We start from the raw sequence: 20,617 nt of genomic DNA on the forward strand, positions 1-20,617 counted from the left end.
GACCTAACTGTATCTCTACTTATGGTTATATTATATCACTTAAGAATGTTATTGCGGGATAAATCCCGCTGTCTTTACGACTTGCTCGGTTTCATCCCTCGGATAAATCACGAGGGCTTTCACCATCGCTTATGACGTAAAATTTAAGTCTTGAACGGCTCTTTTTTTGTAGTTTTTGTTACCATTTTCTAGTAATTTTACTCTATGATACGATAGGTGATTACCCTAAATACGGAAGATATAAATTAATCACCCATAATAAACCGAGGAACATGGCTCTGTTCCGACCATTACGTACTATACTTTTTGTAAGCATAATATATTACCGAGAATTAGCAAAGCTGAATTGTCATTAAACGTTGATATTTGCACCGTTTAAACTTGACAAAATCTAGGGTTTAAGCAACAAGAATAATGACATTCATTTTTAGTTACAAAAAGTCAAAAAAAAATATTAACTAATTTAAATAATTGTGAATTCGTAAAATACAGTACGATTTTTCTGCTACAAATAAACCTAGGAAATATTTCTTATGGCAAACGCAAGTTCACCCTTGTAGAGTGTAGAAGGTGCTGATATGAACGAAAATACTTACGAATTGGAATCTGAACTGAAAACTTTGAATCACGTCTATCAAACCTTGTCCCAAGTCAAGACTCAAATGAATGATGAGAGTTATGGACTAGAAGTTCTGGGGTTAAAGAACCTCGGTCAGGTGTATCGCAATCTCTCCGTTCCCCAGCTCATCGAAGAATCCCTAAAACGTCATGAAGGTGTTCTCGCTGCAAATGGCGCTCTTTGTGTAGAAACAGGCAAATACACGGGACGTTCTCCTGCGGATAAATTTATCGTTGATGAGCCAGGGCTTCATGAGGAAGTGAACTGGAATAAAGTCAACGTTCCCATCTCTCCGAAAAAATTTGACTTACTCTATAAACAGATGTTGGCTTATTTACAAGGCAGAGATCTGTTTATCTTTGATGGGTATGTCGGTGTTGATTCGCAATACCGCCTGGGTGTACGAGTTATTAACGAACTCGCCTCACAAAATTTGTTTACCCATCAAATGTTCCTCCGCCCAACTCCAGAGGAACTTAGCACCCATAAACCCGAACTAACGATCGTCGCGATTCCCGGTTTACAGGGAGACCCAGAAATCAATGGTATCCATAGCGAAGCTTTTATTGTCGTCAGCTTTGAAAAACGGCTGGTTTTGATTGGCGGTTCGCGCTATGCCGGTGAAATCAAAAAATCGGCATTCTCATTCATGAATTATCTGATGACTAAGCGCGATGTTCTGCCCATGCATTGTTCCGCAAATATGGACAAAAAGGGGAACACCGCGTTATTCTTTGGACTTTCTGGTACGGGGAAAACAACTTTATCGGCAGATCCCACACGGCATCTAATTGGGGATGACGAACATGGATGGTCAGAACGGGGTATCTTCAACTTTGAAGGCGGCTGTTACGCGAAAACCATTCGGCTGTCGCGGACGAATGAACCTCAGATTTGGTCAGCGATTCGCTTTGGGTCCATAATGGAAAATGTGATTATTGACCCAGAAAGCCGGATTCCTAATTATGATGACGGGCGTCTCACGGAAAATACACGAGTCGCTTATCCGGTCGATTATATTCCCAATTGTGTCATTCCAGGTATTGGTGGTCATCCCCGAACCGTCATTTTCCTCACCGCAGATGCCTTTGGCGTATTACCCCCCATTGCCAAGCTGACCAACAATCAGGCAATTTTCCACTTCATGTCAGGTTACACCAGCAAACTAGCGGGTACAGAACGGGGAATTACTGAACCCCAAGCCACATTTTCTGCTTGTTTTGGTCAACCATTCCTTCCTCTGTCGCCAACACTTTACGGAGAGATGTTATTTGAGCGACTTGTCAAATACGATGCCAATGTTTATTTAGTTAATACAGGATGGACGGGTGGACCTTATGGAGTTGGCACACGCATCCGGATTCAAGACAGTCGCGCCATGGTTGCTGCGGCGTTAAGTGGGGAGTTGGAACAGGTGAAATTCTATCACCATCCCATCTTTAAAATCTTAGTGCCAGAAACAGTTCCTGGGGTTGACAGCAGCATTCTCGATCCGCAAAATACCTGGAGTGATCCCCAAGCCTACGAGAAACAAGCGAAGGATTTGGCGAAACGATTTGTCGAAAACTTCAAGAAGTTTGCCAATGCGCCGCGTGAAGTGAAGGAAGCTGCACCTGTTTTTGAGTAATCGTTTCTATTTCTTACCACAACAAATCTTACTGATAACTGTAGAGTTGTTGTGGATAAGAACCTTAACAGGCAGGGGTGCATAGCTATTATTGAACTTAAGGTGAAAACCAGTAATTGTGTAGAGACGTTGTCGGTAACGTCTCTACCTTTTGAAAAAAAGTAATACGTTATTTAGAGACGCGAAATGTCACGTCTGGGAAGCAGGGGAAGAATTTGTATGGGTGGGTTATTTTCTCGCCCCCTGCATCGAGTAAGACTTGCCTTGCAGAGTTGAGGAAACCCAAGCGTGAGAGATCGCTGGGCACATAGAAGGACTAGACTACACTAGACTATCATAAAAAATTGGCTTGGGAAGTCTTTCTTGCCCAGAATAGAAAAGTCTTAAGGTTGACTCATCCCTTATCTGTTCCTGTACCCTCGAGCAAAGCTTCAAAGGACTCATTTCTCCGTAGATTATCAAAATCCGAGTCAGTTTTGGCTAAGGTAAGGTATTCGCTGGGGTCAAGGCGAATTGCTGCTTGTAAACTCGCGATCGCACCCTCCGGATTTCCCAGTAAGGCATAGCAACAGGCTTGGTTGTACCAGGCGTATTCGTCCTCTGGATCAGAGGCTAATACTTGGTCATAACTCGCCACGGCTTCAGTATATCGACCCAGTTTCCGCAGCAGTTCACCTCGCTGATACCAACTCCAGGGGTCAGTGGGTTTGATCTCTAACGCATGATCATAGCTAGCCAGGGCGTCTTCTGGGCATCCCCAACGTCGCAGGGAATCTCCCCGTCGATACCACGCCCAATAATCATCGGGTTGGGTTTCTAAGGCTTTTTCGTAACTGGCAATTGCCTCTCCATAGCGTGCCAAATGTCGCAGTGCGTCACCTAAGCGATACCAACTCCAGTAATCTGTCGGTCGAATCTTCAGGGCTTCCTCAAAGGAGGTAATCGCTTCCTTATACCAATCCAAATCTTCTAGGGCGACCCGTCCCCGATTGTACCAAGCCCAATAGTCATCTGGTCGAGTATCCAGGGCTTGATCATAACTTGCGATCGCGTCTTCGTAGCGTTGTAACTCCCGCAATACCTTGGCGCGTTGACACCAACTCCAGTAATCGGTGGGCTTTTCGGCTAAAGCTTCGTCATAACTACTTAACGCTTGCGAGTAGTATCCCAACGCATCTAAAACATCGGCTCGCCAGTACAGCGCCCAAAAATCATGGGGCTTGTAGTCCAAAGCCCGATTATAGCTGGTCAGGGCATCTTCATAGCGCCCCTCATCTCGTAATCCATGTCCTTGATTTAACCAATCTCTATAGCTATCAGGTCTGCACTCTAGCACTCTGTAGATAGTATGGGCAGGTTTCTGCCTCATCGATAATGTTGTACCCATAGTTTAATCTTGAAATTGTGTAACGGATAGTTAAGTGGTTACTAATGACTAATGACCAATGACTAATGACTAATGACCAATGACTAAGACAAAATAGTTCATGTTACCCACACCATTGCTAATTTATCGACAAAATGGGGAAGAAATCATTCCCAAGCGGTTGCCGATTAACAAAGGAACCTGTGATATAGCCACGGATTTAATCACCTGTTTTCAGGAGGCGGTGGGTCATACCCAAGGTGAACTGGATCGCCAGCTTTCTGAATTAGAAGGGGATAGTCCTGATTATCGCCTTAAACGGGGACTGGCGCATCTGCTAAAAAATAACTTCAGCACCTTTGAAATCGTTAGCCCCCTGGAACCGAAAGAACTGCGACAACGAGTTTTTACCCTATCTGCCCAATCCCTCCCCTGTCGCGCCGCGACGGAAGCGACTCTAGAAACCCTGAGTAGTACGCTTACTCAAGAATTACATCAAGAAGTGCTACCTTCGCAAATTCGGACGGGGCTTTATGCCGATTTGCCAGAAAATCGGATTCTCACCCAGTTTGATGATCCAGCTCCGGAAGCCCTGCTGCACCGTTACAACTTATCTCAAGTCCAAGGTATTTTCTACAAAGCCTCTGAGATGATTCTCAATGCTCATCGTAATGTACCAGGAGAGTATAAGTTACTGTTTCGTTACTTAAAGTTATTTGGCTTAATGACTTATATCGAAGGCGATGCGGATCACGGGTTTACCATTACCATTGACGGACCTGCCAGTTTATTTAAAGCCAGTACCCGGTATGGACTTGCGATCGCTAAACTAATTCCTGCCCTGCTTCATGTTACCCGATGGAGTCTCAAAGCCACGTTACAAATGCGTGATCCCTACACCGGAACTCGTAAAACGGGGCGGTTCAGTCTCAACGATAAATGTGGTTTGGTCACCCATTATCCCCCTGGCAAGCCTTACGACAGTATGATTGAGGCATCCTTTGCCAACCGTTGGGACTCGCTGAAAACGGAGTGGATACTGGAGCGAGAAGTGGATCTGATTCCGATTCCTGGGAGTGTGATGATTCCTGATTTTCGGTTGGTGCATCCCGACGGGCGAGATGTTTTGTTAGAAATTGTTGGCTTCTGGCGTCCCGACTATCTGCAAAAGAAATTTTCTCAAGTTCGGCGGGCGGCTTGTGATAATTTGATTTTGGCAATTTCTGAGCGACTTAATTTGGATAAAGCTGGGGTTAAGCTTGAACGTGTGCCTGCCCAAATTATTTGGTTTAAGGATAAGTTATCACCCAAGGCGGTACTGGAAGTTTTAGATCAGGTGAGTGGAGAAGACACATAGCTTAGGATAAACGAACCGTCGTAGAGACGTTCCGCCGGAACGCCTCTACTATAGAATGTTTCCTAATCGATGCCAACGGTTGCTATATTCACCCTTTAAGCGGCGCTAATGGTTGCATGGAGGGATGGGTGTTCATGTTCAACTACAAACACATTGGCATAAAGGTTTGCCACAATTTGTTTCCCTTCTAGCGTCAACTCTAAGTAACGCAACGAGTCTTTAATGTAGGGATACACTCCACTCCAGTAAAACTTGGAATAGTTTTGGCGCAAGTCTCCTGGATGACGATAGCCTAAGGCTTTATTCACTCCAGTTTCTTCAAACTCATAGTACAAGGCACTAATTTTTTTCAAGTAGCGCGGATCACTGAGTTGACCAATTAAATCGGCGGATCTCACCAAACCGGGACAGTTGCTTGTGTCTAGGTGATCTTGATCACTTGGCACGGGAAAACGAGTGAGCTCAATATTGCGCTTAATTTCTTCGGCATCAATCAGTAAATTGCCACCAAACCGTTCTTCAATAAACAGCTTACCGCGATCAACATGATAGGGGGTTAGGCTGGCATCTGTAGCTCCTGGTGGTAAACTGATCCTTTCCCCATCTATACCTGTGGCATAGAGGTTTTTACTCAAGCGGTCTTGTCGGCAGACGCCTTTAACGTAACCAATATCATGGCAGAGTAAGGAAATAATCGCATGCATCCAGTCTTCACAGGAAATGCCTCCTTCACGAATATGTTTACCGCGCAGAATTTCCTGTCCGACTAAGGTGACTAAAATGGTGTGTTCAACATTGTGGTAGAGGGCGTCACTATTGGCAATATTTTCTAATGCCATGGCGCCCGCCCAGCCGATAATGTCAGCATAGTCAGACTTCCAGCCGCCGTAAGTTCGGCTGTAGCCTTCGCGAATCCGATCCACAAAGTTGTCAATGAGTATTTGGGTTGTGTCAAACATGGAAGGTTACCTCAAGGGGGCTCGTCAGGATAATTGAAGTTTATGAGTTAATAGTTGACTATAATGATAAATCTTTCAGGGAGTCGAGTAATCCTTCTTTGCTTAAAATCGGTGGTTTGCACCTCAGGGTAGGTACAGCGAAAAATTCTCGCACTCGATACTTCTAATGTAATAAAAATAGCCCAAAAGGTTGTGATGAGGTTTTTTGGCTTCCCGTGATACTCTGAGGCAACCCTTGTGAGACAGATCACCTGATCGCAATTAACCTAAGAGGTGCTTTACCGTGCAGGGGAAGTAGAGACGTGCCATGGCACGTCTGAGAGCAAGGTTTTAGGGGCTTCTTTTGACAGATAACATTTTTTGACATCCTCACCACGCCGTAGGGGTTTGGTTACCAAACCCCTACGGTCACTGATTGGGGGTCAACTACTTATCCGAATAGTATTAACCAAACACCTCTGTTTCAATACCATGCCACCACTCACCCAGATTCATCAGATCCTGATGAATCTCAGCTAGCTCACGAGTATATGCATCTGGCGTCAGGGTTGCTTTGCGCTCTTGGAGTTTCTGTAAACGCAATTGCACTAACAGCCAAGGCTTAGCAATCCCATCTGTCGCTTCAATGTATTTGGCTAAATCTTTACTGTTCATTTCTTATTCGCGATCGCACCTCAAAAACCCAAACCTGTGAAAGCCCCGTCTGATTTCCTGGATCAGGCGGGGCTAGTCACAGTTACTGACTTGACAAATTCACGGGAATCCTCAAGCCGCAGCCATTTGCTGATTCACAAAGTCCCAGTTAATCAAATTGTTGATAAACGCTTCAACAAAATCAGGACGTTTGTTTTGATAATCCAAATAGTAGGCGTGTTCCCACACATCACAGGTTAACAACGGTGTCACTCCCAAAGCAACAGGGTTGACAGCATTGGCAGTGTTAACCACTTTGAGTGTGCCATTATCGAGGACAAGCCAAGCCCAGCCACTACCAAATTGACTTGTAGCCGCTTTCTTGAATTCTTCCTTGAACTTATCGTAGCCGCCCAAATCCGACTTGATCTTGTCAGCTATTGCACCACTGGGCGCACCGCCACCACCAGACTTCATGGAGTTCCAGAAGAAGGTGTGGTTCCAAGCTTGAGCGGCATTGTTGAAAAGCCCTGACTTGGACGAATCATTGTAGCTAGCCTTAATGACTTCCTCGATAGACTTGTCACCCATGCCAGCGGCTTGCGACATGTCGTTGAAGTTATCGACGTACTTCGCGTGGTGCTTGTCGTGATGAAACTCTAGCGTCTTAGCTGAGATGTAAGGCTCCAGAGCGTTGTAGGCATAAGGTAAATCAGGAAGTGCGTAGGCCATATTGTGTTCTATCCTCTCAAATACTGCTATCTAGCTTAAAACTAACCTAGACTTTCGATGTATTCCTTAAGTTAAGTATTACTATATCAAGGGATTGGCACCTATTGCAATAAAAATTAACAATATAATGGCTAATAGTAGTGATAGGCATAGCCTTAAGTCTATGGTCGAGTTGATTGTATCAAGGTGTGGCGAAACGAGTGAGACGCGATCGCACCTCTAGCGGTGTTGAGTCAAAGGGGGACAGTTAGCGGTTTTTCTGGACAATGGCTTGCACAAAGTCAATAGCATCTGCTGGGGTTGTTGCCAAAAAAACAGTCTCTGGCGACAGGCTGGTAAAAAACTGTTGACTTTCTTGATGGTCTGATAACAGTACCACAGGTTTGCCACCCTTAAGGGCGAGGGCGATCTCTGAGGCTGTTCCTGCGCCCATCCCACAAGCAATCACCACATCACTGGAGAGAACATTAATATTATTTCGCCCACTCCCCATATCAGTTGCGATCGCAATATCCACAGCATCGGACATATTCTGAGTATCACGGCTGGGCAAAATACCCACGGTTAAGCCACCTGCGGCTTTTGCGCCAAGACTTGCTGCGTTCATTACCCCAGCATTTCTGCCACCCGTGAGCAGTACCCATCCCCGCTGGGCAATACGTTGTCCCAATTGATAAGCTCGTTCTAAGTCTGTGGCGGTAGCCCCGTTACCGGGTCCCATTACGCCGATAACAATTTTTCTCATGGGTAGAAAGTATAATTGGCTGAATACTGGAGTTATATCATTTTGGTTTTGTTGTTTCGTTATCGATGAGAAAGGGCGGGTTTTGTTGTTCCGTTATCGATGAGAAAGGGCGGGTTTTGTTGTTCCGTTATCGATGAGAAAGGGCGGGTTTTGTTGTTTCGTTATCGATGAGAAAGGGCGGGTTTTGTTGTTTCGTTATCGATGAATAGCTGACTTTAGTCCCTAAACCCGCCCCTACAGAGTCCCTAAACCCGCCCCTACAGAGTCCCTAAACCCGCCCCTACAGAGTCCCTAAACCCGCCCCTACAGAGTCCCTAAACCCGCCCCTACAGAGTCCCTAAACCCGCCCCTACAGTAGCTACCGAACGATGTTCTAACAACCGAGTTCATGAATTACGCGATCGCTATTGACTTTCTCAAGGATTGTGATCCCATTCTGGGACAACTCATAGACAGAATTGGTGCATGTCAACTGAATCAGCACGAGTTGGAGGGAGATTTGTTCTTTTGCCTATCCCGGTCAATTCTTCATCAACAACTTTCTACCAAAGTAGCGCATGTCATCCACACTCGGTTTCTCCAGCTTTACCCTGATACACAGTTTCCTACTGCACAGGATGTGTTGAACACGCCTGATGAAGTCATCCGAAGCGTGGGGATATCGCGCCCTAAAATTTCTTATCTGAAAGATTTGGCGCGTCATTCAATAGATGGATTACCCACTGTTGAAGAGTTGGAAGTTATGGATGATGAGTCGATTATCAAGATTTTAACGCAGGTTAAAGGGATTGGACGCTGGACTGTGCAGATGCTGTTGATTTTCCGTCTCAAGCGGTGGGATGTTTTGCCCGTCGATGATTTGGGGATACGTGCAGGTATTCGGAACCTTTATAATCTTGAGGCACTTCCTGACCGCAAGACTACAGAACGTTTCGGACAAAGGTGGAAGCCTTATTGTAGTATCGCCTCGTGGTACTTGTGGCGTAGCTTGGAGCTAAAGCCAGTGTGAGGGCTGTTGGAAAAAGAGGGAGGTTGCGATCGCCCACTGTTGATTCTCCCCATTCAGAGCGTGCGATCGCTTTATCAGTCGTCCTAAACAGGTAATAGAGGCGTAATCCTATCAAGTAACTCTGGGATGTTTTGCTCAATAACCTGCCAAACAATATCAAAATCGACGCGATCGCAAGTCGGATTAGTTTAAAGTGGAATGCAGCAGGGGATGATGATGCATCCACCTTCTGACTTCTGAGTTTGCAGCGTTTGAGCGGCAAGTTTACACGCTTTGAATCGCTGAGGAGCCATTTGTATAGCTGTCTTCAATTTTTGCTCAGTTAATAGGCGCTTTACGTAGTCAGAGCAAGACTCACCGCTATAGAGCAGTCGGTGGGGACAGGAGAAACCTTTACGAGGAGAGAGATGCTTTTGATAAGTATTAAGAGACGCGATCGCTGCCTGAGTAGTAAAAGATTCAATCGTACTAGCTAGCATATCTGAGCCGTGATAGAAGGTATTACCTTATTTTTTACTCCACATCAAACCTCTATCACTCTATCAAGAGGTTTAAATTGAGTCGATAATGGAAGGAGGGATGGTGCGGTGCGATCAGCTTTGTTGGTGTCGGAGGCGATCGCTTGATCAGTCGTCCTGAACAAGTGACCTATGAATAAGGGCGGGTTTTGTTGATCAACTATCGGCGGGTGAGCTAGCTTTAGTGCCTAAACCCGCCCCTACAACTGACTCATTTCTCTCACGAGTTTGATAGTCTGCCACGAATTCCCCTTATCGCAACAATGACCAAGCCATAGAAGTTGTTCACTGGTGGATAGAGGGCAACCGAATCGGAATTTGGATTTCACTGCGCTTGGCAGGTTCGGGGACATAAGGACCATCGTAGAAGAAGCGGCGAGGGGAGCCGACAACAGTCCATTCTGGATGCTGTGCTAACCACTCTCGTAACCGCTCGATGCTTTTTTGATAGCTAGAGTAATCGTAACTCCCTTTTAACCCAAGGCTGAGGACTGTCATGGGTGGGATTTGAAGAGAAAAGGTCGAAGGGTAGCCACCATAGTTTTCGAGATTCACAAGGTAGAAAAATTACTGTACCCAAAAAAGGCGGACAGAAAGTTAAAGGGGTTTATGTCCAGCAAATCGTTGAGCTATTGAACTTAAAGGAATGGAGCGATGAAGACACTGAACCAGAAAAACAAGCTGAGTGAGAAGCAGCCATTGGACTATTATTTGAATTTTCAGTATCCAGTAACACTTTACCCCGATCCAGAGGGGGGATATGTGGCTCAGATTAAAGACTTACCTGGATGTCTGACTCAAGGTGAAACGTTGGATGAGACGATCGCCAATATAAATGAGGCGCGAGAGTTGTGGATTGAGACAGCTTATGAAGCTGGAGATGAGATTCCTTTACCCAGTACGGATGATACCTACAGTGGTAAACTACTCCTGCGGATGCCGAAATCGTTGCATCGTCGTTTAACTGAGAAAGCGGACAGGGAAAATGTGAGCCTCAATCAGTACATTGTGTCTGTGTTGAGTCAAGGATGATCGGGTAGAGCGTGCGATCGCTAGATTCTTCTCACTAACCCCACATTGATTGTATTTTAACAATGCGTTCTACTCTTTCAACTGGCACATCCAATAATCTCAATCATTGTTAATACGGCTAACATAGTAGCCAGTATTACTAATTGAATAGTTACATTAAAATTACGCTGTTTTCAAAGGAAAGCCTAATATGTTTTTTTTCAAGGATCGTAAAAAGCCGCATTCATACGATAAAAATTTTCCAACAAAGAAGGGATTGATTAAAATATCAGGTTGCGAAAATACTAGTCGGAGTGGCGATGTCATCTTTATTCATGGTTTAGGTGGGAATGCTCGGAGTACTTGGCATCCGCAAGAGCTATATGATGATAACTTTTGGCTGACTTGGCTGGGAACAGATTTGTCAGATATTGGGATATGGTCTTTTGGGTATAGTTTATTGATGAGTGTTTAAGAGTACCTTTACAGCTACCTAAAATTGATTTTAATTCTAGAAAAGGTCAAACTTTTACAGAATTAGAAGAAGAGACTGTAATAACAAAACCGTTAGCATATATTCCAGAACAATTAACTTCTCTCTCCAAAAATATAGACGTCAGCAATAAAGTTATAAGCTCTCATTCATCTAATAGTTTGCATGTAGTAGACAACCAAGTTACGTCTGTTAAACCAATTGAAGTCTTCTTCTCATTTGCTAGCCAAGACGAAAAGCTGCGCGATGAGCTAGAAAAACACCTCATTATTTTGAAACGGCAGGGCGTGATTACAACTTGGCACAATCGTAAAATTGGAGCAGGAAAAGAATGGCAAAATGAAAGAAATGCACACCTAGATACAGCTAGTGTAATTTTGCTGTTAATTAGTGCGGATTTTATCGCCTCAGATTATTGCTGGGATGTGGAGGTAAGGCGTGCGATGGAGAGACATGAAGCGAAGAAAGCCCGTGTTATTCCTGTGATTCTCCACCCTACTGATAATTGGAGGAACAACACACCTTTCGGGAAGCTTGAACCACTGCCTAAAGATGGCAAACCTATAAGCAAATGGGGAAATCGTGTCGAAGCATTTTGCAGTGTTGCTCAAGGTATCCGTGCGGCAGTTGAAGAACTGGCTGCCAGCCTATAAACAGATAGCTGTCCTATAATAAGGTCTGTAGATGTTAAAGTCAAGCTATATTTACTATTGAATTAGAGGTACTGAAATTGATGTCACCCGCTAAACCTATCAAAGTTTTATATTGTTGCTCTGATTCTAAAGATGATGAAAAAATGCTCCAAGGCTTAGACAAACAGCTCAATATTTTGCAGCGGCAGGGCTTTATCAATACCTGGCATACAGAACTGATTGGTGCGGGAAAAGAATGGGAAAATGAGATATATGAAAAAATAATAACGGCTGATATAATTATGTTGCTGATTAGTGCGGATTTTTTCGCCTCAGACTATAACTGGAACATCGTTCTGGAAACGGCTAAACAAAGGCATAAGGCTAGAAAAGCTATTGTAATTCCTATTCTCCTTCGCCGAGTTGATAATTGGAAAAGTGCGTTCGACAATCTTAATATTAAAGCCTTGCCTAAAGGGGAAAAACCTGTAACCGATTGGAAACCTTATGATAACGCCTTTGAAAATATCGCTAAAGGTATTAGGCGCTTAATTGAAGAACAAAGCACTTCTCCCTTTTCTCTAAAATCTCATCCATGGCTTAGGACAGGTGCAACTTCTGTTGCAAGAAATCTGGCATCTATACCAACTGTCGATGCTTTTGTCTTCTCTAAAAAAGTGAAGTCTCGTTGGCACAAGAAGGCAAGCCTAAAGACTATTATCAAACCTGCTATAATTGCTATCGCGAGTATAACCGCAATCAATCATCTGACCCATATATCAGGGATACCTTCATTAGTACCTTCTGCAACTTCTAATTCAATAGAAAACATAACTCCAATTGGCTGGATTAGAATAGGTGTTGTTGATAATGCCTCAAATAGTTTATCTGTTAAAGAGCAACTGATTGAATCTTCAAATCCTCGATTCGCTCCTAGTGTTGATGCTCTTAGTGTTCCATCAATAGGAGAAGTCGTAACCGTAAAAAACCCTGTAAACTTAAGGAAATATATACCAAAGCCATATTTACCAGAGAGGGTGGGTTTACTTAAACCTGGAGAGAAGCTCGTTATTATTAAATTAGAACCTTTAGTAAGAGTTGATTCCAATTTTCCTCGTAAGGAAGTTTGGGCGCAAGTTGGTAAGTGCGCTGACAGTTGTAGTAAGTAAGGATACAGCGGGTTAAGACTCAATATAATATACCGCTATCGTGCGTTGCCACGTATCCTACAGATAAAGTCTAAAAGAGGGCTATGAAAGCAGATTTGAATTATATCATGTCTGGTCAAATACCCCTAATAAAAACGCCTGAAACCATTGTTTTTAAAGCATTGCAACTATGGGCAATCGTCAGGACATGATATTACCCCAGCCCAAATAATCTGATCGACTATCAGGGTCAACTCTGGAAAAGTTCCTGAAACCTAATCTGGTGTCAGAATAGTGGTTAGAGTTAACCCCCGATCGCACCTCAGCGCCTCTCGCATCGCCATCTCATCTGTAAACGTTTCTCGTAATAGCCGTCCTTCATAAACCAGCGTTACCTCACTCTCCTGAAAGGGCCACGGAGATAGAACGATCTGGTGATGGTCATCATTAACATGAGTCAACGTTAAAACAGTTTCACCATCAGCCGTAGGCACCTGCTCAACCTGCTGTTCCCCCGACACATTCTGACACAAAATCAGTGAAAGAGCATCCCACGTCGCTACCAGTTTTTGGTTGCGCTTGATAACTTCTGGTGTCACATAAGGTACATAATGGGGGTCATTTTTCAACGTAGCAATAAGCTGTTCTTGAAAGGCATACTCACTGTGAAGAAATTCCTGTACAATTCGGCTAGACTCCGGGTTCTTCTGCCAACTTCGATATGGCTCGTATAGCCCAGTACCGTGCAGTGAGACGAATAACGTCACATATCTCCCCCAAGGCATTGCTAGTTGTTTCGCACCCGTCCAGATATCGATATGGACTTGGGTGGGGAGTTCAGTAAACCGATAGGGATAGCCAGTTTGGGGGTTGAGAGTGGGCGCTTGTTCCCACAACAGCCAGCCAATATCATGTTGTTCGGCGGCGAGACAGAGTTCTTTTGGCGGGACAAACTGTCCGAACTGTTCATTTCCCCAAGCGCGTGCTAATTCACCAGAAACCCAGGCGTGGTTCGGTTGCGTGATGCAAATAAGTCCCTCTTTGGATGAGCGATGTAGCATGATTTCAAAATTCAAAATCGAACAATTCTCATTTTGAATTGATTCCCCTGAGTATAAGCTGAACTTGCGCTATTTTAGCTGTGCTACACCACCATCGTGGTTTACCACGTATCCTACAAGCAAGTCAATTATGACTACTAATTAATTAGGTACACAAGAGGTGATAATTTGCCTAAATTCCTCCGGTTCTGGCTGACCGTCTTGTAATTCTTGACCAATTTCAATGAATTCATCCAAGGTATAAGTTTCTTGAATCTTCTCAATCGTGCAGGTACAAAACGCCCTGATTTCCTCTGGGCGATCGCCAACACAGTTTTCGAGATAAATTTGGACAATCTCAGGGGGATAAGCATTCGTCGGTTCTTGGGGCGTCATATCAGGCGTTTGGGAACTCCCTCTAGGTGCGCTCACAAGTACCAGTATCAAGGTACTCATTACTGACGATAGGGTCTGAATTTTTTTCATGATTTTTTTTATGAGCGCTATTGAGGTGAATGACACCGACATGAGGTCACTCAGCGACATTTTCATTAAAATAGTGTAACGGAAATTGACGGTAGGTGCATCTAGATTCAATAGATCCCCCTTGCGTCCCCCTTAAAAAGCAGGGCTGATTCATTTTCCCGAAGCCCGTCAGGGACTTAAGTCCCTGCCTAATAGCCCAAGTCGTCTTTAGACGACTCAACCACCAATTATTAGTCCTCTACCCTTCGGGAACGCTAAAAGCGAACAGAGTACTTTAGCTATGAGACAGGGGTTTGAACCCCTGGCGGATGAGCTGCCCAGCCAACGTTAAGCGATGATAAGCAACTTGAACAACGTACTACGGAATTAGAAGAAAAACTACATTAGTTAAAAATTGATAACATTTCCCCGCTTTTGGACTAGACAAATCCCAAAAGTCATGTATACTAAGGTTGTGTGTGTGAGGAAAAGGTAAAGGCGCTTGGGGTCGAAACACGGCAAGACTCCCAGGCGTCTTTCCCATTTTTAGAGGAAGTCGGGACTCTTCTCCTACCCGATCGCCGACTCTAGTTCCGTAAGATCCGCTTCAGCCTGATCCTGGGCGTCTATTGATTTATGCCATAATTTTGCCCAGAGAGAGTGATAAAGCAATCAACACTCCTGATTCATCTTGTCTGGCTTTACAGAAGGTTAGCCTCTCTCTTAAGAGGGATCTAATTGTTACCAAAGGGTGTGATAGTTTTTACAACAATCGGGTCGAATTAAACAGGTGGCATTGTCCATGGTGCTTGTCTTGATTTCCCTTGTGCTTACTTGTCTGGTTGGAATTAGTCGAAAACGTCTGCAGGGGCAAGTAATAAAAGGCAAAACCCGGTAAAATTACGTCAGATGTTAGAGTTAAAAGTTATAACCTGTGGGGTAATCTGAATCAGGTGCGGATAACTCGCCCGTTGGCTCATTCTGAGTTGGGCGATCGCACGGCTAAAACCTTGACAAATTTCTCAGACCATGCATTTACAGAGGGGTTATATGAAAATTGGCAGCAACTACCTGGGTAACGGTCAATGTGAATTCCGAGTTTGGGCGCCGTTGCGGGAAAGCGTCGCGGTTCACATCGTCTCTCCCCAGGATCAGGTTATTCCCCTGCAAAAGGATGAATGGGGATATTGGCAGGAAACGGTAAAAGCTGACCCAGGAACCCTCTATGTCTATCAACTCGATGGCTCACTGGAGCGACCTGATCCCGCCTCCCACTACCAACCTCAGGGAGTCCATGGTTCTTCTCAGGTGGTGGATCACCAATTTAACTGGACTGATGATTCCTGGCAAGGAATTCCCCTCAAAGACCTAATTATTTACGAACTCCACGTCGGTACATTTACACCAGAGGGAACCTTTGAATCCATTATCCCCCGCTTGAGTTACCTTCAGGATTTAGGCATAACCGCGATTGAAATTATGCCCGTTGCCCAGTTTCCCGGAAGCCGCAACTGGGGGTATGATGGGGTTTATGTCTATGGCGTCCAAGAGTCTTATGGGGGACCTGGGGGGTTGAAAAAACTCGTGGATGCTTGTCATCAGGCGGGGATCGCGGTCATTCTAGATGTGGTGTATAACCATTTCGGACCCGAAGGCAACTATCTTTGGGCCTATGGTCCGTACTTTACTGATCAATACCGTACCCCTTGGGGCAATGCGGTTAACTTTGATGGCGCCCATAGTAATCAGGTACGGAATTTCTTTATCCAGAATGCTCTGTACTGGTTAGATAATTACCACATTGACGCCCTACGGGTTGATGCAGTTCACGCGATTTACGATATGAGCGCTCAACCCTTTCTACAAGAGTTAGGGGATGCAGTCGCCAACTGCAATCGCACCACGCCAGTGCAACGATACATCATCGCCGAAAGTGATCTCAATGACGTGCGCGTGATTAAACCCAGAGAACAAGGGGGATTTGGTCATGATGCTCAATGGTGCGATGACTTTCACCACATCTTGCATACCCTATTAACCGACGAACAATCTGGATATTACGCAGATTTTGGCAAAATTGAGCAGTTGGAAGTCACCCTGCGCGAAGGCTATATCTATAGTGGGCAATATTCCAGCTTCCGCAAACGCAACCATGGGAATTCAGCAGCAAATCGTCCGGGTGAACAATTTGTCGTCTGTATCCAGAACCATGATCAAATTGGCAATCGACTGATTGGCGATCGCTTATCCACTTTGGTAGACTTTCAGGGGTTGAAGCTAGCGGCTGCGGCTGTATTGCTTTCTCCTTATGTCCCCATGCTATTTATGGGTGAAGAATATGGGGAAGACGCACCCTTTCCCTATTTTGTTAGTCACAGTGATCCCGATTTAATTGAAGGCGTGCGTAAAGGGAGGGCTGAAGAATTTAAAGCGTTTGGTTGGGACAACGCACCTGATCCCCAAGGAACAGAAGTCTTTGAGCAGGCAAAATTGCAGTGGGATAAGATTGATCAAGGGAAATATGGCTTGTTGCGGCGCTGGTACAAACGGTTAATTCAGCTACGCAAAGAAACCCCTGCTTTAGCTACCCTAGATCGGCAGAATCTGAATGTATCTAGTTTGTCCCCAGAAAAGATTATCGTTATCCATCGCACGGCTGGAGATAACCAAGTCCTCGCCTTGATGAACTTTGCCAAAGATGCGGTAACCGTTTCGCCTCAGATTCCCCAAGGAAACTTCTCAAAAGTTATTGACTCGGCGGATAAAGAATGGATGGGTGAGGGATCTCAACTCCCCCAACAGATACAAGCTGGACAATCCTTAACCATTGCTCCCCTAAATTTTGCTTTATATTGTAAGTAACTGTAGCATCGGTTCAGTCGTTAAAGAAAGCAGTAATTAGCCAAACAGGGGATGTAAGCTGAGTCAAAATCATACCACTATCAACGAATAGCAAGATAATGTATGTATGGGTTGATGTGTCAATCCTGGCGGCTGAACTGGTATTATAGTGCCAGACAGCAGAGGTTTCCCTCTAGTTCTTATCTGAGTTACCCTGTTTCTCTGTCTTTTGGGTTATTTCTACCAAGCTCTACTCCTTTTGGATGGCAGATCCTATCCTCAACAGATGTATCCCAGTGCTGTACTCTTAGTGTTGCCCAAAGCAAATGCCTTTGTCATAAAATGAGGTTAAGCTATGATTTAAAATAAGGTTAAGCTATGATTTAAGCATTAAGTTCAACGCCACTATCCTACTGTTTAACATCTTGGTTAGTAAGCAATTTTTTTAAATCGAGTCCTAGAGCCAATGCTCTGTCAGTTCTTTAACCCCTCTAAAAGCTTATGATGCGGATTCCCGTCGCCACCTATAGAATTCAATTTAATCCCGCGTTTACCTTTGAATCAGCAAAAGCCATTGTTTCTTACCTGGCTGAATTAGGAGTTTCTGACTTTTATGCATCCCCCATATTTAAAGCCCGATCGGGTAGCACTCATGGCTACGATGTGGTTGATCCCAATCAAATAAACCCAGAACTCGGCGGCTTAGAGAACTTTGAGTCTCTAATTGAGCAGGTTCAACAACATGGGTTAGGATGGCTTCAGGATATTGTGCCGAACCACATGGCATTTGATAGTGAAAACCCGATGCTGGTTGAAGTCTTGGAGAATGGTCCAGATTCTCAATATAAGGATTATTTTGATATCAACTGGGAGCATCCTTATGAAGGCATTCGAGGGCGAGTATTAGCGCCATTTTTAGGTAAGTTTTGCGGCGATTGCTTAGAGAGTGGTGAACTCAAACTTCAGTACAACCAAGAAGGGATAACCATTAATTACTATGACCTGAAGTTCCCCATTCGGATTGAATCCTACTCCAATGTCTTAACCTACGATTTAGCACGCATCCGCCGGAAATTAGGCAGAAATCATCCCGATTTTGTTAAGTTTCTAGGCGCTCTCTATGCTCTAAAATACATTCCCTCGGGCGAAGAAGGAATGGAACGCTATGACCAGATTAGCTTCGTCAAGAGCATGTTATGGGAACTCTGGAATGATAGTGTAGAGGTCAGGGATTTTATCGACGAAAATATTCAAATCTTTAATGGAGAACCCGGAAAACCCGAAAGCTTTGACTTGTTAGAGCAATTGTTAGCCGAGCAGTTTTTCCGTCTCGCGTACTGGAAGGTGGGTAATGAAGAACTGAATTATCGACGATTTTTTACCGTCAATGACTTGATTTCCGTTCGCATCGAAGATGAGAAAGTTTTTAAACATAATCATGCTTTGATATTCAAGCTCCTTGAAGAACAGAAATTTAGCGGCGTGAGAATCGATCATATCGATGGACTTTATGATCCGGCTCAATATTTAAATCACTTGCGAGACTATGCGTCTGATGCTTACGTTGTGGTTGAGAAAATCTTGGAAGAGCATGAAGATTTGCCCTTAACCTGGCCCGTACAAGGTACGAGTGGGTATGATTTCTTAAACAAAGTTAATGGTATTTTTTGTCATCAGCAGACTCAGCCGAAGTTTGACAGCGTTTATTATCGCTTTATCGGGAATTCCATATCCTATCAAGCCATAATAGATGAAAAAAAGCGGTTGATTATAGCCAAGCATTTGACCGGAGATATCGATAATTTAGCTAATTTACTCAAGCGAATTTCGTCTCAGTACAGATACGCCAGTGACTTTACTATCTATGCGCTGAAAGCCGCCTTGGTAGAAATCATGGCGCTGTTTCCTGTATACCGAACCTATGTAAGTCCAGAAGGTTTAAGCCAAGCGGATCGGGAGTATATTGAGTACGTCATTGCCAAAGCCAAAGAAAATACGCCAATTTTCTTTAATGAACTGACGTTTATTGAGAAGTTTTTATTACTGGAAGTTGACGATTCGTTGGTACCAGAAGAAGCCGAACAATGGCGTTATTTTGTCATGCGGCTGCAACAGTTTACTGGACCGCTGACTGCCAAGGGAGTAGAAGATACGGCTTTCTATATTTATAACCGTCTCATCTCTCTCAACGAAGTGGGCGGTAATCCGGGTGAATTTGGCGTTTCCTTAGACGACTTTCATGACTTTAACCAACACCGCATCGCTTATTGGCCCCATACAATAAATACAACAGCAACTCACGATACTAAACGTGGTGAAGATGTGAGAGCAAGAATTAATGTCCTTTCCGAAATTCCCGGCGAGTGGGATAATATGTTGAGAGAATGGCAGGAAATAAACGCTGTTCACAAGGATTGTATTGATGGGTTAGATATTCCTGATCCCAATGACGAATATTTTCTTTACCAAACCTTGCTAGGAACTTTTCCCTTTGATGAAACGGAGTTCCCTACCTATGTGCAGCGGATCAAAGACTATATTATCAAGGCAATCCGAGAGGCAAAAGTCCATACCGCTTGGTTAAGACCGGATACAAACTATGAAGAAGGGTTTATTCGGTTTGCTGAACGCTTACTCAAAGATACCCCTGATAATCCGTTTTTAGAAGCGTTTCGACCGTTCCAACGCAAAATCAAACATTACGGCATTTTTAATAGTCTCTCCCAAGTTTTACTGAAACTGACATCTCCCGGTGTTCCTGATTTTTACCAGGGAACGGAACTGTGGGATTTAAGTGTAGTTGATCCCGATAATCGCCGTCCTGTGGATTTTGAACAGCGGCTGAAGTTATTGAAAGAACTGAAACAGCGCAGCGAAACCGATAATCTGGGTTTAGTTCAGGAACTTTGTCAGACTCCAGAAGACGGTCGAATTAAGCTATTTGTCATCTATGAAGCTCTAAAAACACGGCGCGAGTATTTAGAGGTATTCCAGCGAGGAGATTACCATAAACTGACGGTTATTGGCAGTTTGAAGGATCATGTTGTTACCTTTGCCCGAACCTGGGATCATACAACGGTGATTGTCATTGTCCCTCGGCTGTTGACGAGTTTAGTTAAGCCAGGAGAATATCCCATGGGTGAACAAGTTTGGCAAGAAACCCGGATTTCTTTACCTTCTAGTTCGTCGTCTGTGTGGCGGGATGTGATGACGGGACGGGAAATTCAGGGGGACGATACGCTGTGGATTCGAGATGTTCTCACTGATTTTCCGGTGGCGTTATTGGTTAATCAGAATCAGCAGGAGTGATGAATAGATAAACACTGTAGGGGCGACCGCCGCCCGTGTCAATAGGGGGAGCTGGGGGAGTCGGATAAAGTACCTACCAGAAAAGGGCGAGTCGATACAGGTTAATTCTCACA

18 protein-coding genes and 1 pseudogene are annotated in these 20,617 nt (G+C 44.3%); 10 read left to right on the forward strand and 9 right to left on the reverse strand.

Annotated features, from left to right (window positions below; all coding sequences use genetic code 11):
• The first annotated feature begins 578 nt into the window (after positions 1-578).
• Positions 579-2,246 carry a phosphoenolpyruvate carboxykinase (ATP) gene (gene pckA, locus RLO19_RS21015; RefSeq protein ID WP_446359381.1) on the forward strand — a complete coding sequence of 556 codons (1,668 nt, stop codon included), beginning with the start codon at positions 579-581 and terminating at the stop codon, positions 2,244-2,246.
• Between the two features lie 394 nt (positions 2,247-2,640).
• On the opposite strand, the gene RLO19_RS21020 is transcribed toward pckA, so the two are convergent.
• Positions 2,641-3,633, reverse strand: coding sequence for a tetratricopeptide repeat protein (locus RLO19_RS21020; protein WP_446359382.1), 993 nt, complete (start codon positions 3,631-3,633; stop codon positions 2,641-2,643).
• Between the two features lie 100 nt (positions 3,634-3,733).
• Between RLO19_RS21020 and RLO19_RS21025 the strand changes: the two genes are divergently transcribed.
• Complete coding sequence (locus tag RLO19_RS21025) at positions 3,734-4,969, forward strand: DUF790 family protein (protein ID WP_446359383.1); 1,236 nt, start codon at positions 3,734-3,736, stop codon at positions 4,967-4,969.
• 95 nt (positions 4,970-5,064) lie between these two features.
• On the opposite strand, the gene RLO19_RS21030 is transcribed toward RLO19_RS21025, so the two are convergent.
• The 4 genes from RLO19_RS21030 to RLO19_RS21045 all read right to left on the reverse strand — a co-directional run bounded on the left by RLO19_RS21030 (position 5,065) and on the right by RLO19_RS21045 (position 8,038).
• Positions 5,065-5,928, reverse strand: coding sequence for an Npun_R2479 family HD domain-containing metalloprotein (locus RLO19_RS21030; RefSeq protein ID WP_446359384.1), 864 nt, complete (start codon positions 5,926-5,928; stop codon positions 5,065-5,067).
• A gap of 444 nt (positions 5,929-6,372) precedes the next feature.
• Positions 6,373-6,582 (reverse strand): hypothetical protein, encoded by a 210-nt coding sequence (locus RLO19_RS21035; RefSeq protein ID WP_446337730.1) that lies wholly within the window; start codon positions 6,580-6,582, stop codon positions 6,373-6,375.
• A 111-nt stretch (positions 6,583-6,693) separates the two neighbouring features.
• Positions 6,694-7,293, reverse strand: a complete 600-nt coding sequence (locus RLO19_RS21040) for a superoxide dismutase (protein WP_446359385.1) — start codon at positions 7,291-7,293, stop codon at positions 6,694-6,696.
• Between the two features lie 247 nt (positions 7,294-7,540).
• Positions 7,541-8,038, reverse strand: a complete 498-nt coding sequence (locus RLO19_RS21045) for a TIGR00725 family protein (protein WP_446359386.1) — start codon at positions 8,036-8,038, stop codon at positions 7,541-7,543.
• Positions 8,039-8,426: 388 nt separating this feature from the next.
• Between RLO19_RS21045 and RLO19_RS21050 the strand changes: the two genes are divergently transcribed.
• The gene (locus RLO19_RS21050) at positions 8,427-9,047 is read left to right on the forward strand and encodes a DNA-3-methyladenine glycosylase family protein (protein WP_446359387.1); all 621 of its coding nucleotides are present in this window, start codon (positions 8,427-8,429) and stop codon (positions 9,045-9,047) included.
• A 188-nt stretch (positions 9,048-9,235) separates the two neighbouring features.
• On the opposite strand, the gene yidD is transcribed toward RLO19_RS21050, so the two are convergent.
• Positions 9,236-9,526, reverse strand: coding sequence for a membrane protein insertion efficiency factor YidD (yidD, locus tag RLO19_RS21055; protein WP_446359388.1), 291 nt, complete (start codon positions 9,524-9,526; stop codon positions 9,236-9,238).
• 324 nt (positions 9,527-9,850) lie between these two features.
• A pseudogene (locus RLO19_RS21060) lies at positions 9,851-10,072 on the reverse strand (heme-binding protein); the annotation flags it as partial.
• On the opposite strand from RLO19_RS21060, the gene RLO19_RS21065 reads away from it, so the two are divergent.
• The 5 genes from RLO19_RS21065 to RLO19_RS21085 all read left to right on the forward strand — a co-directional run bounded on the left by RLO19_RS21065 (position 10,057) and on the right by RLO19_RS21085 (position 12,870).
• The gene (locus RLO19_RS21065) at positions 10,057-10,254 is read left to right on the forward strand and encodes a type II toxin-antitoxin system HicA family toxin (protein ID WP_446359411.1); all 198 of its coding nucleotides are present in this window, start codon (positions 10,057-10,059) and stop codon (positions 10,252-10,254) included. The pseudogene RLO19_RS21060 and the gene RLO19_RS21065 sit on opposite strands and share 16 nt — an antisense overlap.
• Positions 10,220-10,597, forward strand: a complete 378-nt coding sequence (locus tag RLO19_RS21070; RefSeq protein WP_446359389.1) for a type II toxin-antitoxin system HicB family antitoxin — start codon at positions 10,220-10,222, stop codon at positions 10,595-10,597. Before RLO19_RS21065 ends, RLO19_RS21070 begins: the two co-directional genes overlap by 35 nt.
• A 190-nt stretch (positions 10,598-10,787) precedes the next feature.
• The gene (locus tag RLO19_RS21075) at positions 10,788-11,051 is read left to right on the forward strand and encodes a hypothetical protein (protein ID WP_446359390.1); all 264 of its coding nucleotides are present in this window, start codon (positions 10,788-10,790) and stop codon (positions 11,049-11,051) included.
• A gap of 179 nt (positions 11,052-11,230) precedes the next feature.
• Positions 11,231-11,722, forward strand: coding sequence for a toll/interleukin-1 receptor domain-containing protein (locus RLO19_RS21080; protein WP_446359391.1), 492 nt, complete (start codon positions 11,231-11,233; stop codon positions 11,720-11,722).
• 80 nt (positions 11,723-11,802) lie between these two features.
• Positions 11,803-12,870: a TIR domain-containing protein gene (locus RLO19_RS21085; protein WP_446359392.1), complete on the forward strand. Its 1,068-nt coding sequence runs from the start codon at positions 11,803-11,805 to the stop codon at positions 12,868-12,870.
• 254 nt (positions 12,871-13,124) lie between these two features.
• Here the strand turns inward: RLO19_RS21085 and RLO19_RS21090 are convergent, their stop codons facing one another.
• Together RLO19_RS21090 and RLO19_RS21095 are read right to left on the reverse strand one after the other, a co-directional pair.
• Positions 13,125-13,910, reverse strand: coding sequence for a DUF3891 family protein (locus RLO19_RS21090; RefSeq protein WP_446359393.1), 786 nt, complete (start codon positions 13,908-13,910; stop codon positions 13,125-13,127).
• A gap of 141 nt (positions 13,911-14,051) precedes the next feature.
• Entirely contained in the window at positions 14,052-14,375 is a 324-nt protein-coding gene (locus tag RLO19_RS21095) for a hypothetical protein (RefSeq protein ID WP_446359394.1), read from the reverse strand.
• A gap of 1,029 nt (positions 14,376-15,404) precedes the next feature.
• Between RLO19_RS21095 and treZ the strand changes: the two genes are divergently transcribed.
• Both treZ and treY read left to right on the forward strand, forming a co-directional pair.
• Positions 15,405-17,216 (forward strand): malto-oligosyltrehalose trehalohydrolase, encoded by a 1,812-nt coding sequence (gene treZ / locus RLO19_RS21100; protein ID WP_446359395.1) that lies wholly within the window; start codon positions 15,405-15,407, stop codon positions 17,214-17,216.
• 483 nt (positions 17,217-17,699) lie between these two features.
• Positions 17,700-20,504: a malto-oligosyltrehalose synthase gene (treY, locus tag RLO19_RS21105; RefSeq protein ID WP_446359412.1), complete on the forward strand. Its 2,805-nt coding sequence runs from the start codon at positions 17,700-17,702 to the stop codon at positions 20,502-20,504.
• Positions 20,505-20,617: the final 113 nt, after the last annotated feature.

It is taken from the genome of Coleofasciculus sp. G2-EDA-02 (assembly GCF_040226375.1).
GTDB lineage: Bacteria > Cyanobacteriota > Cyanobacteriia > Cyanobacteriales > Coleofasciculaceae > Coleofasciculus.